Annotated in this window: 15 protein-coding genes; 11 read left to right on the top strand and 4 right to left on the bottom strand. The window is 65.3% G+C overall.

Annotated features, from left to right (window positions below; all coding sequences use genetic code 11):
* Positions 1 to 86 precede the first annotated feature (86 nt).
* The 5 genes from AC14A7_RS13315 (at position 87) to glpK (ending at position 3,823) form a co-directional block, all read left to right on the top strand.
* Positions 87 to 512 (top strand): hypothetical protein, encoded by a 426-nt coding sequence (locus tag AC14A7_RS13315; RefSeq protein ID WP_484009837.1) that lies wholly within the window; start codon positions 87 to 89, stop codon positions 510 to 512.
* Positions 428 to 901, top strand: coding sequence for a YchJ family protein (locus tag AC14A7_RS13310; protein WP_484009835.1), 474 nt, complete (start codon positions 428 to 430; stop codon positions 899 to 901). Before AC14A7_RS13315 ends, AC14A7_RS13310 begins: the two co-directional genes overlap by 85 nt.
* A gap of 65 nt (positions 902 to 966) precedes the next feature.
* Complete coding sequence (locus AC14A7_RS13305) at positions 967 to 1,461, top strand: DUF6328 family protein (RefSeq protein ID WP_484009833.1); 495 nt, start codon at positions 967 to 969, stop codon at positions 1,459 to 1,461.
* Positions 1,458 to 2,321, top strand: a complete 864-nt coding sequence (locus AC14A7_RS13300) for an aldose 1-epimerase family protein (protein WP_484009831.1) — start codon at positions 1,458 to 1,460, stop codon at positions 2,319 to 2,321. The genes AC14A7_RS13305 and AC14A7_RS13300 overlap by 4 nt, the downstream gene beginning before the upstream one ends.
* Positions 2,321 to 3,823 carry a glycerol kinase GlpK gene (gene glpK, locus AC14A7_RS13295; protein WP_484009829.1) on the top strand — a complete coding sequence of 501 codons (1,503 nt, stop codon included), beginning with the start codon at positions 2,321 to 2,323 and terminating at the stop codon, positions 3,821 to 3,823. The genes AC14A7_RS13300 and glpK overlap by 1 nt, the downstream gene beginning before the upstream one ends.
* Here the strand turns inward: glpK and trpD are convergent.
* On the bottom strand, positions 3,795 to 4,865 hold the full coding sequence (gene trpD / locus AC14A7_RS13290) for an anthranilate phosphoribosyltransferase (RefSeq protein WP_484009827.1): 1,071 nt from the start codon (positions 4,863 to 4,865) through the stop codon (positions 3,795 to 3,797). The two genes, glpK and trpD, sit on opposite strands and share 29 nt — an antisense overlap.
* A gap of 60 nt (positions 4,866 to 4,925) precedes the next feature.
* Here trpD and ctaE point away from each other — a divergent pair, with 60 nt between their 5' ends.
* From ctaE to AC14A7_RS13265, 5 genes are all read left to right on the top strand, one after another.
* Positions 4,926 to 5,573, top strand: coding sequence for an aa3-type cytochrome oxidase subunit III (gene ctaE / locus AC14A7_RS13285; RefSeq protein WP_484009825.1), 648 nt, complete (start codon positions 4,926 to 4,928; stop codon positions 5,571 to 5,573).
* 20 nt (positions 5,574 to 5,593) lie between these two features.
* The gene (gene qcrC / locus AC14A7_RS13280; RefSeq protein ID WP_484009823.1) at positions 5,594 to 6,403 is read left to right on the top strand and encodes a cytochrome bc1 complex diheme cytochrome c subunit; all 810 of its coding nucleotides are present in this window, start codon (positions 5,594 to 5,596) and stop codon (positions 6,401 to 6,403) included.
* Between the two features lie 73 nt (positions 6,404 to 6,476).
* Positions 6,477 to 7,541 (top strand): cytochrome bc1 complex Rieske iron-sulfur subunit, encoded by a 1,065-nt coding sequence (qcrA, locus tag AC14A7_RS13275; protein WP_484009821.1) that lies wholly within the window; start codon positions 6,477 to 6,479, stop codon positions 7,539 to 7,541.
* Complete coding sequence (qcrB, locus tag AC14A7_RS13270) at positions 7,541 to 9,169, top strand: cytochrome bc1 complex cytochrome b subunit (protein ID WP_484009819.1); 1,629 nt, start codon at positions 7,541 to 7,543, stop codon at positions 9,167 to 9,169. Before qcrA ends, qcrB begins: the two co-directional genes overlap by 1 nt.
* 16 nt (positions 9,170 to 9,185) lie before the next feature.
* Complete coding sequence (locus AC14A7_RS13265) at positions 9,186 to 10,019, top strand: methyltransferase domain-containing protein (RefSeq protein ID WP_484009817.1); 834 nt, start codon at positions 9,186 to 9,188, stop codon at positions 10,017 to 10,019.
* 63 nt (positions 10,020 to 10,082) lie between these two features.
* On the opposite strand, the gene AC14A7_RS13260 is transcribed toward AC14A7_RS13265, so the two are convergent.
* From AC14A7_RS13260 to ctaC, 3 genes are read right to left on the bottom strand one after another with little or no spacing between them, the layout of a single operon-like run.
* Positions 10,083 to 10,520, bottom strand: a complete 438-nt coding sequence (locus AC14A7_RS13260; RefSeq protein ID WP_484009815.1) for a cytochrome c oxidase subunit 4 — start codon at positions 10,518 to 10,520, stop codon at positions 10,083 to 10,085.
* Positions 10,517 to 12,229 carry an aa3-type cytochrome oxidase subunit I gene (gene ctaD, locus AC14A7_RS13255; RefSeq protein WP_484009813.1) on the bottom strand — a complete coding sequence of 571 codons (1,713 nt, stop codon included), beginning with the start codon at positions 12,227 to 12,229 and terminating at the stop codon, positions 10,517 to 10,519. The genes AC14A7_RS13260 and ctaD overlap by 4 nt, the downstream gene beginning before the upstream one ends.
* Entirely contained in the window at positions 12,226 to 13,059 is an 834-nt protein-coding gene (gene ctaC / locus AC14A7_RS13250; RefSeq protein WP_484009811.1) for an aa3-type cytochrome oxidase subunit II, read from the bottom strand. The genes ctaD and ctaC overlap by 4 nt, the downstream gene beginning before the upstream one ends.
* 235 nt (positions 13,060 to 13,294) lie before the next feature.
* On the opposite strand from ctaC, the gene AC14A7_RS13245 reads away from it, so the two are divergent.
* The gene (locus tag AC14A7_RS13245; protein ID WP_484009809.1) at positions 13,295 to 13,978 is read left to right on the top strand and encodes a hypothetical protein; all 684 of its coding nucleotides are present in this window, start codon (positions 13,295 to 13,297) and stop codon (positions 13,976 to 13,978) included.
* Positions 13,979 to 13,996 lie beyond the last annotated feature (18 nt).

The following is a 13,996-nucleotide window of genomic DNA, read 5'->3' as shown; positions in this document are numbered from 1 at the left end:
AGCCTTACGCCCGACAAGGATTCGAGCGCCGTCCCCTCGAACCGTGCCTACCATTGACTGAGGATCACCGAGCGAGTGGAGTGGACATGGCCGAGGCTGCCAAGCCAGAGAGCTTCAGCGCCGCCGAGCGGGCAGCGATGAAGGAGCGGGCACGGGAGCTCAAGGCGCACGCGACCAGAGCAGAGGCCGAGGCGGCGGTGGTCGAGGCGATTGCCGCGATGAGCGAGCCGGACCGCACAATCGCCTCCCGCATCCACGAGATCGTGACCTCCAGCGCACCAGAGCTGTCGGCGAAGCTCTGGTACGGGCAGCCAGCCTGGACACGCAACGGCAAGGTCGTGCTGTTCTTCCAGAGCGCCGACAAGTTCGGCACCCGTTTCGGCACGCTGGGTTTCAGTGAGAACGCGACGCTCGACGACGGATCAATGTGGCCGACGTCGTTCGCCGTCACCGCAATAAATCCAGACACCGACAGCGCCATCGCCGAGCTGGTCGCCAAGGCCACCCGCTGAGCACCTCGATCACGGTGGTGGCCGCCTCGCGGTGTCCGTGCGGCAGTGGGCTCTCGTATGGCGAATGCTGCGGTCGCCTCCACGACGGCGCCCTGGCTCCGACCGCCGAGGCGCTCATGCGCTCCAGGTTCTCCGCGTTCGCCGTGGGAGACGTCGCCTACCTGCTGTCGACCTGGCATCCGACCACCCGCCCCTCGCAGCTCTCCCTCGACAATGACGTGCGCTGGTACCGCCTTGACATTGGTGATCGCATCGCCGGTGGCCCCCTCGATTCGACGGGAATCGTGGAATTCGAGGCGTTTCACAAGGGCCGGTCCGCCGGAAGCCTGCACGAGCGCAGCAGGTTCGTTCGCGAGAACGGCCTCTGGTTCTACCTCGAGGAGGAGTAGCAGAGTCGGCACACACCGATGTCAAGCAACTCGATTCTCGCGCGGTCGTAGGGCAGGGTTAGATCATGGCGAGCGATCAGAGCAGGTCTGACATAGTTCCAAACGACGGTCGTGACGAGACCCCTCTCGAGAGGGCCGATCGCAATTGGGAAGACATTCTGCAAGAGCTCCGCGTCACACTCACAGGAACGCAGGTGATCACGGGATTCCTGCTCGCCCTGGCGTTCCAAGAGCGGTTCAACGAACTCACTGCTCTTCAAGTCGACCTGTATCTCGTTCTCGTGAGTCTTGCCGCGCTCAGCACCGCTCTCGGCATCGCTCCGGTGATCCTGCACCGCACCTTCTTCCGACACCCGGCCAAAGACGAGGTGGTGCTTCTCGGCAACCGACTCCTTCTCGCCGAGCTCATCGTCGTCGGGCTGCTCGCGACAGGCGTGACCGGATTCATCTTCGACGTGGTTATCGGGGGCAGCGCCGGCGTGATCGCCGCCTCCGCGTCTCTCGCAGTGGTGATCGCGCTGTGGGTCGTCCTCCCCCAGGCCCGTAAGGTCTCAGCATGAGCCGTGTGTCGATCTCCTCTCCCCTGCTCCGCGTGGCAATCGACTCACGGGGCGCAGAGCTCAGCTCTGTGAGGAGCGCTGAGACCGAGCTGCTGTGGCAGCGCGGTGACCCATGGCACTACTCGGCACCCGTGCTCTTCCCGATCATCTCGACGCTGCCGAACGGCGTGCTCCGGCACAATGGCGAGAGCTATCCCATCCCGTCTCACGGCGTTGCACGCATCTCCGAGTTCGAACTCACCCGCTTCACCGAGACATCGGCGACTTTCGAACTTTCCTCGAACGACGAGACGCGGGCGTCCTATCCATTCGATTTTCTTCTCGCTATCGACTACACGGTCGAGGGTGCCAGCCTGACGGTTCGTCATCGTGTCATCAACAGCGGTTCAGAGCCCCTGCCCTTCCTCCTCGGAGCGCATCCGGCCTTCGCGTGGCCGCTGCCCGGATCCGTTTCCGGCGCAACGCACACGGTCAGCTGGCACACGGGCGGGTCGACAATGCGCCAGGCGGTCAACGGACTGCTGCCCGGCCGTCTCGATTCCCCTGCCGTTGACGGCACGCTCGTGCTCGATCGAGAGCAGTTCGCTCGCGATGCCATGCTGTTCGACGACCTTGTTCCCCGCTCCGCAACGTATGCGGCGCCAGGCGCACCGAGCATCACCATGCACTTCGGCGACTTTCCGCGCTTCGGCATCTGGAGCAAGCCAATGGCCGGCGACTTCGTCTGCCTTGAGCCGTGGTCTGGCTACCCCGCGACCGCAGACTTCGACGGCGACATCGTCGACCTTCCCGAGATCGAGCTGCTCGCCGTCGGCGAGAGCAGAGACTTCACCTACACCCTTGAGATTCAGGAGCCATAGTGCCGAAGCACGTCGTCGCCATCGACCAGGGAACGACCAGCACTCGCGCGATCGTCTTCGACCACGCCGGCTCCGTCGTCTCCGTCGGGCAGCTCGAGCACGAGCAGAAGCTGCCGAAGGCAGGCTGGGTCGAGCATGATGCCGCCGAAATCTGGACGAACACTCGCGAGGTCATCGGCCTCGCGCTGTCGAAGGCCGACATCACGCGCCACGACGTTGCGGCGGTCGGCATCACCAACCAGCGCGAGACGACCGTGATCTGGGACAGGGCGACAGGAGTGCCCATCGCCAACGCCATCGTGTGGCAGGACACCCGCACGCAGCCAATCGTCGACCGCCTCGCCGCAGACGGAGGCGTCAACCGCTTCAGCCACGTCACCGGCCTGCCTCTCAGCACCTACTTCGCGGCGACCAAGATCGTATGGATGCTCGAGAACGTCGAGGGCGCCCGTGAACGCGCCGAGAACGGCGAGCTGCTGTTCGGCACGATCGACACGTGGGTGACCTGGAACCTCACCGGCGGCGAGGATGGCGGCGTGCACGTGACGGACGTCACCAACGCCTCCCGCACCCTGCTGATGAACCTCGAGACGCTCGACTGGGACGACGAGCTGCTGGCGGCATTCGACATCCCCCGCTCCCTCCTCCCCCGCATCGCGAGCTCCAGCGAGGTCTACGGCACCGTCGAGAGCTCGAGCGTGCTGCGCGAGGTGCCCATTGCGGGCATTCTCGGCGACCAGCAGGCGGCGACCTTCGGCCAGGCAGCCTTCCACACGGGCGGGGCGAAGAACACCTACGGAACCGGAAACTTCCTCATAGTCAACACCGGGGAGGAGATCGTCCACTCCGACAACGGCCTCATCACGACCGTCGCCTACCGGCTCGGCGAGGCACCGGCCGTCTACGCGCTCGAGGGGTCGATCGCCGTCACCGGTTCCCTCATCCAGTGGCTTCGCGACAACCTCGGCATCATCAAGAACGCCTCGGAGGTCGAGGCGCTCGCCGCGAGCGTCGACGACAACGGCGGCGCGTACATCGTTCCCGCATTCTCTGGTCTGTTCGCGCCGCACTGGCGATCGGATGCCCGCGGGGTCATCGTCGGCCTCACCCGCTTCGTGACGAAGGCCCACCTCGCGCGCGCCGCCCTCGAGGCGACGGCCTTCCAGACCCGCGAGGTGCTCGACGCGGTCAACGCGGACACGGGCATTCCGCTCGAGGAGCTGCGCGTTGACGGGGGCATGATCGAGAACGGGCTGCTCATGCAGTTCCGGGCCGACATCCTCGGCGTGCCCGTCGTTCGACCCGTTGTCGCAGAGACGACGGCGCTCGGTGCCGCCTACGCAGCCGGGCTCGCGGTCGGCTTCTGGAAGGACACCGACGACCTTGCCGACCGCTGGCAGGAGCAGCAGCGCTGGGAGCCGCAGATCGACGAGGAGGAGCGCGCCGCCCTGCTCGCCACCTGGAAGAAGGCCGTCACGAAGACGCTTGGCTGGATCGAGTAGCTGCCACCCACGCCTCGAGCTTCGCTGCGGCGGCACCGGAGTCGACCGCGTCGGCTGCAACCTCGAGCTTCTCGCGAAGCCGGTCGATGATCGGACGTCGCAGCTGCTCCGGGTCCTCCTTGAGATCCCAGGCAACCAGTCCGGCCGCGGCGTTGAGCAGGATGACGTCGCGAACCGGCCCGGCCTCTCCTGCCAGCACCGACCGGATGACGCCGGCGTTGTGCGCCGGATCGCGCCCAAGCAGGTCCTCGATGCGCGACCGCGGGATACCGAGCTCCGTCGGGTTGATATCGTGCTCGGTAACGGAGCCGCGCGAGACCTCCCAGATGTGGCTGTGACCGGTCGTCGTGAGCTTGTCGATTCCGTCGTCGCCGCGGTAGACGAGGGCTGTCGCGCCGCGGGTCTGAAAGACGCCGACGACGAGGGGAACCCGCTCAAGAGACGACACACCGACCGCGGACGCCTCTGGGCGGGCCGGGTTGCAGAGCGGCCCGAGGATGTTGAACAGCGTAGAGACGCCGAGCTCCTTGCGGGTCGGTCCGGCGTGACGGAAACCCGGGTGGAACTGCGCCGCGAAGACAAAGGTGATGCCGACCTCGTCGAGAACGGACGCGACACGCTCGGGAGGCAGGGCGAGATCCACGCCGAGCTCTGAGAGCACATCGGATGCCCCCGACGCAGAGCTCGCACCGCGGTTGCCGTGCTTGACGACGGGAATGCCCGTGGCCGCCGCGATCACGGATGCAGCGGAGGAGATGTTGAGCACGGCACCGAAGGGGTCGCCTCCCGTGCCGACGATGTCGAGAACATCGGCGCTGACATCCAGCGGCACGGCGTTCTCCAGCACCGCGTCGCGGAAGCCGACGATCTCGTCGACCGTCTCCCCCTTGATCCGGAGGGCGACGAGGAGACCGGCCAGCTGGGCAGGAGTTGCCTCCCCCGCCATGACCTGGCGCATGGCCCAGCTCGACTCGCTAATCGAGAGGTCGGAGCCCTCGATGAGGGTTTCCAGCAGACGTGGCCAGGTCGGTGCGGCGGGCATGGTCGAAATCGTACTGGACACGCGCTCATGCACCCCCGAAACGCCAAAGCACTCCCGCGCATGAGACATAATGGAGACGTGACTACGACCTCACTTACTCGCTCCGTCGGAGCCCCCACGATCAATCGTCCGAACGTGGTTGCCGTCGGCACGATCGTCTGGCTCGGCAGTGAGGTCATGTTCTTCGCTGGCCTCTTCGCGATCTACTTCACGCTGCGCTCCACGTCTCCAGAGCTGTGGGCATCGGAGTCGTCGCTCCTGAACATCCCGTTCTCCGGCGTCAACACGGCCGTCCTCGTCGCCTCCTCCTTCACCTGCCAGTTCGGCGTGTTCGCCGCCGAGCGGCTGCAGCACCGCCGCACGAGCTGGAATCCGCGCCAGTGGGGCATGGTCGAGTGGTTCTTCGTGACGTACGTCATGGGCGCGATCTTCGTCATCGGCCAGATCTTCGAGTACGCCACGCTCGCCGGCGAGGGCGTTACCCTCGACTCGACGTCCTACGCTTCCGCGTTCTACCTGACCACGGGCTTCCACGGCCTCCACGTCACCGGCGGCCTCATCGCGTTCCTCCTCGTCATCGGCCGCGCCTACAGCGTCAAGAACTTCGGTCACAAGGAGGCGACCAGCGCCATCGTCGTGTCGTACTACTGGCACTTCGTCGATGTTGTCTGGATCGGCCTCTTCCTGATCATCTACGTCCTCAAGTAAGAATCGGAAACGCACCCATAATGGCGAACAAGGTCGAACGACCCGCACGCGCACCCCGGGCACAGGGTCGCCGTCACCCCCTCGCGAGCATCGCGCTCATCACCATCGGACTCCTCAGCACCGGAGGCGTGTACGCCCTGGCCACGACGAGTGCGGCAGCAGAGAGCACCGCGGCGATCGAGGCGCAGGTCGACGAGGGCCAGAAGCTCTTCGCCGCCAACTGCGCGACGTGCCACGGCCTCAACCTGCAGGGCACGTCGGAGGGTCCGACCCTCATCGGCGTCGGCGCGGCATCCGTCGACTTCCAGGTCGGCACCGGGCGCATGCCTGCCGCGGCGAGCGGCCCGCAGGCCGAGGTCAAGCCGGTGCAGTTCACCGAGGAGCAGGTCGCCGCGCTCGCCACGTATGTCGCGTCCGTCTCCCCCGGCCCGGCCATCCCCAGCGAGGAGTACCTGCAGGCCAACGGCGACGCCGCTGCCGGAGCAGAGCTGTTCCGCATCAACTGCGCCATGTGCCACAACGTGGCCGGCGCCGGTGGCGCTCTCACCGAGGGCAAGTACGCCCCCTCGCTCAAGGGCGTCACAGAGGCACACATCTACGAGGCCATGGTCACGGGGCCCCAGAACATGCCGGTCTTCAGCGACCTCAACCTGACGGCCGACGACAAGGCCGACATCATCACGTACCTGAAGTTCCTTGACGAGAACCCGTCACCCGGTGGGTTCGATCTCGGCAACCTGGGCCCGGTATCCGAGGGACTCTTCATCTGGATCTTCGGACTCGGAGCGATCGTCGCCATCACCGTGTGGCTCACCGCCCGCTCCAACTAGAGCAGTCCCGTCTCGGGGCAAACGCAGTCGACAAGCACTACGAACAACCAGCAGAAAAGCTGAAGGGAAGACAATGGCAGACGACAACGGCAGCACTGCTGCTGGCACCGCTGTCGAGAGGATCGCACCCACATCCGCGGGGACCGCATCCAGCATCGACACCGGCCTGGTAAACCCGGGAGAGCCAGAGCACCGCCTGCGCGTCACCGATCTCGACCCGAAGAAGGAGCGCCTCGCCGAGCGTCGCGTCTCCGGTTTCTTCTTCCTCTCGATCATCGGCAGCATCCTCGCCGTCGTGTTCTACGTGCTCTTCCCGATCACCGCGGATGCACCGGTCGCATCCGTGCGCATCAGCACCCTCAGCCTCGGCCTTGCGATCTCGCTCGGCCTTCTCGGCATCGGAATCGGTGCTGTGCACTGGGCCAAGGCGCTCATGAGCGATGTAGAGCTCACCGAGATGCGCCACGGTACCCGTGGCACAGAGGCCACCCGCGAGAAGGCGGCCGCCGTCTTCACCCTCGGCAACAAGGAGTCGGGCTTCACCCGCCGCGCCCTCGTTCGCAACAGCCTCATCGGTGCCATCGCCCTGACGCCCATCCCCGCGGTTGTGCTGTTCCGCGACCTCGCGCCGGCCGCCGAGCCTAACGACCTGCTGCGCCACACGCTGTGGAAGAAGGATGTGCGCCTCACCCGCGACCCGTCCGGAACCCCCATCAAGGCCTCCGACGTCACCTACGGCTCCGCCTTCCACGTGATCCCCGAGAACCTGATCGACCACGAGGAGTACCTCGAGGAGAAGGCGAAGGCGGCCGTGCTCGTCATGCGCCTGCGCCCGGAAGACCTCAAGGAGTCCGACGAGAAGAAGGACTGGTCGTACGACGGCATCGTCGCGTACTCCAAGATCTGCACCCATGTCGGCTGCCCGGTGGCCCTGTACGAGCAGCAGACGCACCACCTGCTCTGCCCGTGCCACCAGTCGCAGTTCGACGTCTCGGATGGCGCCCGCGTCATCTTCGGTCCGGCAAGCCGCCCCCTGCCCCAGCTGCCGATCACTATCGATGCTGAGGGCTACCTCGTCGCCAAGAGCGACTTCCTCGAGCCAGTCGGCCCGAGCTTCTGGGATCGTGAGAACAACTGATGAGCACCACAGCACCTGAGAAGACCGACTCCGTCACGCCAGCTCCCAACGCTGGCATGCGCTTCACCAACGCCGCGGCGAACTACATCGACGAGCGCACCAGCATCTCCGGCCTCGTGCGCGAGGTCGGCCGCAAGATCTTCCCCGATCACTGGTCGTTCATGCTCGGCGAGGTGGCGCTCTACAGCTTCGTCGTCATTCTGCTCTCCGGCACCTTCCTCACGTTCTTCTTCGAGCCGTCGATGACCGAGGTGCACTACGAGGGCTCCTACGTTCCGCTCAAGGGCATCGAGATGTCTGCGGCCTACGCCTCGTCACTCGACATCACCTTCGACATCCGCGGCGGACTGCTCATGCGCCAGGTGCACCACTGGGCAGCACTGCTGTTCATCGCATCCATCGGCCTGCACATGCTCCGCATCTTCTTCACCGGTGCGTTCCGCAAGCCGCGTGAGCTCAACTGGTTCATCGGCTTCGTGCTCTTCATCCTCGCCATGGCTGAGGGATTCACCGGCTACTCGCTGCCAGACGACCTGCTCTCCGGCAACGGCCTTCGCATCATCGACGGCATGGTCAAGGCGATCCCGATCGCGGGAACCTGGATCTCCTACCTCCTGTTCGGCGGCGAGTTCCCCGGAACAGAGGTCGTTCCTCGCTTCTTCACCGTGCACATCCTGCTGCTGCCGGCGATCCTCATCGCAGCCCTCGGCGTTCACCTGCTGCTGCTTGTCATCAACAAGCACACCCAGTTCGCCGGCCCTGGCCGCACGAACGACAACGTCGTCGGTGTTCCTGTCATGCCGGTCTTCGCCGCGAAGGCTGGCGGGTTCTTCTTCATCGTCTTCGGTGTCATCATGCTGATCTCCGCGACGTTCACAATCAACCCGATCTGGAACTACGGACCGTACGACCCGTCCCCTGTCTCCGCCGGCACGCAGCCGGACTGGTACATCGGCTTCGCCGATGGCGCGCTGCGACTCGCCCCGTCGAACCTCGACATCATCGTCGGCGGCTTCACGATCCCCATGGGCATCATGCTGCCGCTGCTCGTGCTGCCGATCTTCCTCGCTGCTGTGGCGTTCTACCCGTTCATCGAGGCGTGGGTCACGGGCGACAAGCGCGAGCACCACATCCTCGACCGTCCGCGCAACGTGCCGACCCGTACCGCGATCGGCGCCGCCGGCGTCGTGTTCTACGCGGTGCTGTGGGCGGCCGCGAGCTCCGACCTCATCGCCACGCACTTCAAGCTCACGATCGAGGGCGTCATCCTCAGCTGCCAGCTGCTGCTGATCATCGCTCCGATCGTCGCCTTCATAGTCACCAAGCGCGTCTGCATTGGCCTCATGAAGAAGGATCGCGAGATCGCGCTCCACGGCTTCGAGTCCGGTCGTATCGTGCGCCTGCCCGGCGGCGAGTACATCGAGGTGCACGAGCAGCTCAGCGAGCACGAGCGGTGGAGGCTCACGAGCTTCAACGAGTACGAGCCGCTCATGATCCGCCCGAACGCCAACGGCAAGATCACCGTCAACCAGCGCCTTCGCGCCGTTGCGTCCCGCTGGTTCTTCGAGGATCGCATCTCCCCCGTCACCAAGGCCGAGATCGAAGCCTCACACGGCGATCAGCACTAGCCACCCGTCGCCCATCATGGGCGACCTGGCGAGCTGGCTGCTCTGCCCCGCGTGCCGTCGGCGCGATGGTGCGGAGCAGCCGCTCGAGCCTCTCGGTGGGCTCGTGCTCGGCTGTGCGGCCGGGCATCGTTTCGATGCCAACCGTCGTGGCTACCTGAGCGCGATCGACCCTTCCGCGGGAATCAGCGGTGACACTCGCGAGATCCTCGCGGCGCGTGCACGGTTTCTCGACCTCGGGCACTACCAGCCGATCATGGATGCCGTGGCGGCATCCATTCCCCCATCGCCATCGGTGCACGTGCTCGACGCTGGCAGCGGCACGGGCCATTACCTGGCTCACGTGCTCTCCGCTCGCACCGATCGACACGGGTTCGCGCTGGACGCGTCGAGCCCCGCCGTGGCCTTCTCCGTCGCCACGGCCAACTCCCCCGGCCTCGTCGCCGACACCTGGAAGCCTCTGCCGGTGCGCTCAGACCGCGCCGATGTCATCCTGTGCATCTTTGCTCCTCGCAATGCCGCGGAGTTCGCGCGGGTGCTTCGCCGTGACGGCTCGCTCCTTGTCGTGACTCCCGGCCCAGGACACCTCGCAGAGCTGTGTGAGGCCGGTCTCGTCATCGGCATGCAGGAGGACAAACTCGACGCGCTGTCGGCGACCCTCGCGCCGTCCTTCGAGCGAACGGCTCTTACCGCTGTGCGCTTCATGATGGACCTGGATGCGGCATCGGCAGCGACCCTTGCGGCAATGGGCCCCAGCGGCCACCACACCCGCTCCACGGACGGTCCCTTCAGCGGCTGGCCGCGCGGCCCCGTCACGGCCGAGGTCGACGTGACCGCGTGGCGCGCACGCTAGCTGGCCAGAACAAGAAGAAGGGCCCCAGCCGAAGCCGGGACCCTTCCTGAGAACTGCAGCAGATCAGTGCGCGAAGTAGCCGCGGTAGTACTCGTACTGCCAGCCGACCAGGCTCACGACGAGCACCGCCGCGCCGATGAAGGCGATCCAGAAGCCCGCTGCGACGCCGATGAACACGAGCGCGGCGCTGCCTGCGAGCATCACCGGCCACCAACTCCACGGGCTGAAGAAGCCCTGCTCTGCGTCGCCATCGTCGATGAGGGCATCGCCGCGGTCCTCTGGCAGCTCGCCGCCCTGCCCCTTGTGCACTCGACCCAGGTAGAAGGAGATGAGGGCAGAGAGCACGCCGCTGAGAGCAATGCCGAGCGTGCCGACCCAGTCGATCCCCTCGTAGTTGTCGACGATGTGTGCCGGATCGACAGCCGACCAGAACGCGTAGACCGCAGCAGCGAGTGCGAAGAAGATCGCGAGGATCAGGAAGAGGACCGCGTTGGCTCTCATGACTTGACCTCCTCATCGGCCAGGTCGTAGACCGGGGCATCGGGGGCATCCTTCGCCGGACCGATTCCGATCGGCATGGGTGCTTCGGGGTGGTTGAGGTCGAACGCGGGCGCCTCGGAGCGGATACGCGGGATCGACGTGAAGTTGTGCCGTGGCGGCGGGCACGAGGTCGCCCACTCGAGCGAGCGCGAGAAGCCCCACGGGTCGTCGACGGTGACCTTCGGCGCGGTACGAGCGGTGATGAACACGTTGAAGAAGAACGGAACCATCGACAGACCGAGGATCGCCGCACCGATAGTCGAGACCTGGTTCATCCACGTCACGCCGTCCTCTGGCAGGTAGCTGTAGTAGCGGCGCGGAAGGCCGACGACGCCGATCCAGTGCTGGATGAGGAATGTCGTGTGGAAGCCGATGAACAGCAGCCAGAAGTGCACCTTGCCGAGTCGGTCGTTGAGCATCTTGCCCGTCCACTTGGGCCACCAGAAGTAGAACCCGCTGAACATCGCGAAGACAACGGTGCCGAACACGACGTAGTGGAAGTGCGCCACGACGAAGTAGGAGTCGGACACGTGGAAGTCGAGTGGCGGTGAAGCCAGGATGACGCCCGTGAGGCCACCGAACGTGAACGTGATGAGGAATCCGATCGCCCAGAGCATCGGCGACTCGAACGTGACGGAACCCCGCCACATCGTGCCGATCCAGTTGAAGATCTTCACGCCGGTTGGTACCGCGATGAGCATCGTCATGAGAGCGAAGAAGGGCAGGAGCACGGAGCCCGTGACGTACATGTGGTGCGCCCAGACGGTGACCGAGAGGGCCGCGATAGCGATCGTCGCGTAGATGAGCGTCTTGTACCCGAAGATCGGCTTGCGACTGAAGACCGGCAGCACCTCGGAGATGATGCCGAAGAACGGCAGCGCGATGATGTAGACCTCCGGATGCCCGAAGAACCAGAACAGGTGCTGCCAGAGAATGGCGCCACCATTGGCCGGGTCGTAGATATGGGCCCCGAACACGCGATCGGCTCCAAGGGCGAACAGCGCAGCGGCGAGCACGGGGAACGCCATGAGCACGAGGATCGAGGTCACAAGGGTGTTCCAGGTGAAGATCGGCATGCGGAACATGGTCATGCCGGGTGCACGCATCGTGATGATCGTGGTGATGAAGTTGACGGCGCCGAGGATAGTGCCGAAGCCGCTGAGCGCGAGTCCGAACACCCAGAGATTGCCTCCCAGGCCCGGTGAGAACGTCGTACTCGAAAGCGGGGCATAGGCGAACCATCCGAAGCTCGCTGCACCCTGCGGGGTGAGGAACCCGGCGACGGCGGTGAGGCTGCCGAAGCTGTAGAGCCAGTATGCGAAGGCGTTCAGTCGCGGGAAGGCGACGTCGGGTGCGCCGATCTGCAGCGGCATGAGCACGTTCGCGAAGCCGGCGAAGAGCGGGGTCGCGAACATGAGCAGCATGATCGTGCCGTGCATCGTGAAGAGCTGGTTGTACTGCTCACGCGTCTGCACGATCTCGAGGCCCGGTGCGAACAGCTGGGCGCGGATGATCAGCGCCATGACTCCGCCGATGCAGAAGTATACGAAAGAGCTGATCAGGTACATGTAGCCGATGACCTTGTGGTCGGTCGACGTTATCCACTTGACGAGCACGTTGCCTTTGCTCTCGACCCTGGTGCGGCCGTAGCCGATTGTTGCGGAGGTCATTCGCTTTCCTCTTCCACCCGTGCACCGGTACCGGGCAGGTTCGTGTTCGTGTTGAAGCTGTCATCGACGCTGCCCGTGAACCCGCCGGCACGCAGGCCGTCGATATAGGCGTCGTACTCCTCCTGCGAGACCACCTTGACCGTGAACAGCATGAGCGAGTGGTACTCGCCGCACAGCTCTGCGCACTTGCCCTGGTAGGTGCCCTCCTTGGTCGGAGTGAAGTACATGTGGTTGGTCTTGCCGGGAACCATGTCCTTCTTGTAGAGGAAGTCGATGACCCAGAACGAGTGGATGACATCGCGCGACTTGATGTCGATCTCCACCTTCTTGTCGACCGGCAGGTAGAGCACCGGCAGCTGGTCCTGGTCGACGGCGCCATCGGCGTCCTCGACGACCTGTGCCTGGATGCCCTGGAAGTAGACGTCGTCTGACGTGTAGTTGAAGTCCCAGCCCCAGCGCTTTCCGTAGACCTCGATCGTGACGTCTGGGTTGCCAGGGTCGCTCTCGATCGCGGCCTGGTCACGCGCGGTGAAGGCGAAGAAGCCGAGCACGAGGATGAGCGGAACGATCGTGTAGAAGATCTCGACCGGCATGTTGTAGCGCAGCTGCACCGGCAGCGCCGACTGGCCCTTGCGTCGGCGGTAGACCACGGCGGCCCAGATGACGAGCCCCCACGTGATGAGGCCGACGACGAGGAGGACGATCCACGAGGTAGTCCAGAGACCGATGATGGTTCCGGTGTGGTTGGTGGTCTCGGGATCGCCCGGGAGCCAGCCCTGAAGCTGCTCCTGCGTACACCCCGCAAGCACCATAGCGATTGCCACACCCATGGGGATAGCGGCCCATTTGGCCCAACGGGACCTGCGGTTAGAGCGCACCTGCGACCTCTCGGATGACACGGACTGGATCTTTGCCAGTCTATAACCAGCCCGAGGCCTCCCCTTCCGGTGACACTGCCGATTCGGGCTCTGGAGTGGTGAAAATCTCCGACAACGTGTCAACCTGCCGGCCGTATCGGTGCGTCGTGGTCGTGAACACCCCACCACAGCCAACCGAGAGGCACCAATGCGCATCATGACCCCGCTGCTGGCCATCGCCGTGCTTGCGACGCTCGCCGCGTGCACACCGACGCCGGCGCCGACGCCAGGGGCGTCATCCAGTCCGACACCGACACCGACCGTCGAGGTCGTGATCGAGGAGACGGAGCCGGTGCCTGCGCTCATCGTGATTGCTCGGTCGTCGTGGACCATCTCCGACTCAGAGGGCGTCGTGACCGACACCTTCGACTACCAGACCGACCCGGCCGGCGCGGTGGCCCGCGTCGCGGAGGTGCTCGGCGGCGAGCCGGTGATCTCGAACGATGCGGGCGGCAACCACCGGTGGCCGAGCGTCATCTACACGTGGTCCGGTTTCTCCATCATCGACTACATCGGCGGCGGATCCATCCCGTTCGGCGCCGACTACGAGGTCGCAACGAGCGCGGCCATCGTGAACGGCGTCGCCATCGAGGCACCGGGTGGCGTCAGCGTCGGCGACAGCACGGCAACGGCGACCGCCGCGGGCGGCACGTCCTACAGCGAGGTCTGGGACGTGACCGTCTCCTGGGTGGAACTGGATGCGGTCGCCGACCCCAATCCCGAGTGGGCCGGCTGGGAGGGCGGACCACGCATCTTCGTGCGTCTCGCGCTCGACGCCCCGAGCGGAACGATCACGACCATCGCCGCTCCGCTGGTCAACTACTACGTCTAGTCCACCAACCATGAAGGG

The organism is Conyzicola sp. (genome assembly GCF_057073975.1).
This window is presented reverse-complemented; position numbering and strand designations above follow the sequence as displayed.

Bases quoted from the DNA above. Each gene is read 5' to 3' on its own strand.
- AC14A7_RS13260 (WP_484009815.1), bottom strand. From the start codon at position 10,520: ATGAGAGCCAACGCGGTCCTCTTCCTGATCCTCGCGATCTTCTTCGCA.
- ctaD (WP_484009813.1), bottom strand. From the start codon at position 12,229: ATGACCTCCGCAACAATCGGCTACGGCCGCACCAGGGTCGAGAGCAAA.
- trpD (WP_484009827.1), bottom strand. From the start codon at position 4,865: ATGCCCGCCGCACCGACCTGGCCACGTCTGCTGGAAACCCTCATCGAG.
- AC14A7_RS13265 (WP_484009817.1), top strand. From the start codon at position 9,186: ATGGGCGACCTGGCGAGCTGGCTGCTCTGCCCCGCGTGCCGTCGGCGC.
- AC14A7_RS13305 (WP_484009833.1), top strand. From the start codon at position 967: ATGGCGAGCGATCAGAGCAGGTCTGACATAGTTCCAAACGACGGTCGT.
- ctaE (WP_484009825.1), top strand. From the start codon at position 4,926: ATGAGACATAATGGAGACGTGACTACGACCTCACTTACTCGCTCCGTC.
- AC14A7_RS13315 (WP_484009837.1), top strand. From the start codon at position 87: ATGGCCGAGGCTGCCAAGCCAGAGAGCTTCAGCGCCGCCGAGCGGGCA.
- qcrB (WP_484009819.1), top strand. From the start codon at position 7,541: ATGAGCACCACAGCACCTGAGAAGACCGACTCCGTCACGCCAGCTCCC.
- AC14A7_RS13245 (WP_484009809.1), top strand. From the start codon at position 13,295: ATGCGCATCATGACCCCGCTGCTGGCCATCGCCGTGCTTGCGACGCTC.
- qcrA (WP_484009821.1), top strand. From the start codon at position 6,477: ATGGCAGACGACAACGGCAGCACTGCTGCTGGCACCGCTGTCGAGAGG.
- qcrC (WP_484009823.1), top strand. From the start codon at position 5,594: ATGGCGAACAAGGTCGAACGACCCGCACGCGCACCCCGGGCACAGGGT.
- AC14A7_RS13300 (WP_484009831.1), top strand. From the start codon at position 1,458: ATGAGCCGTGTGTCGATCTCCTCTCCCCTGCTCCGCGTGGCAATCGAC.
- ctaC (WP_484009811.1), bottom strand. From the start codon at position 13,059: ATGGGTGTGGCAATCGCTATGGTGCTTGCGGGGTGTACGCAGGAGCAG.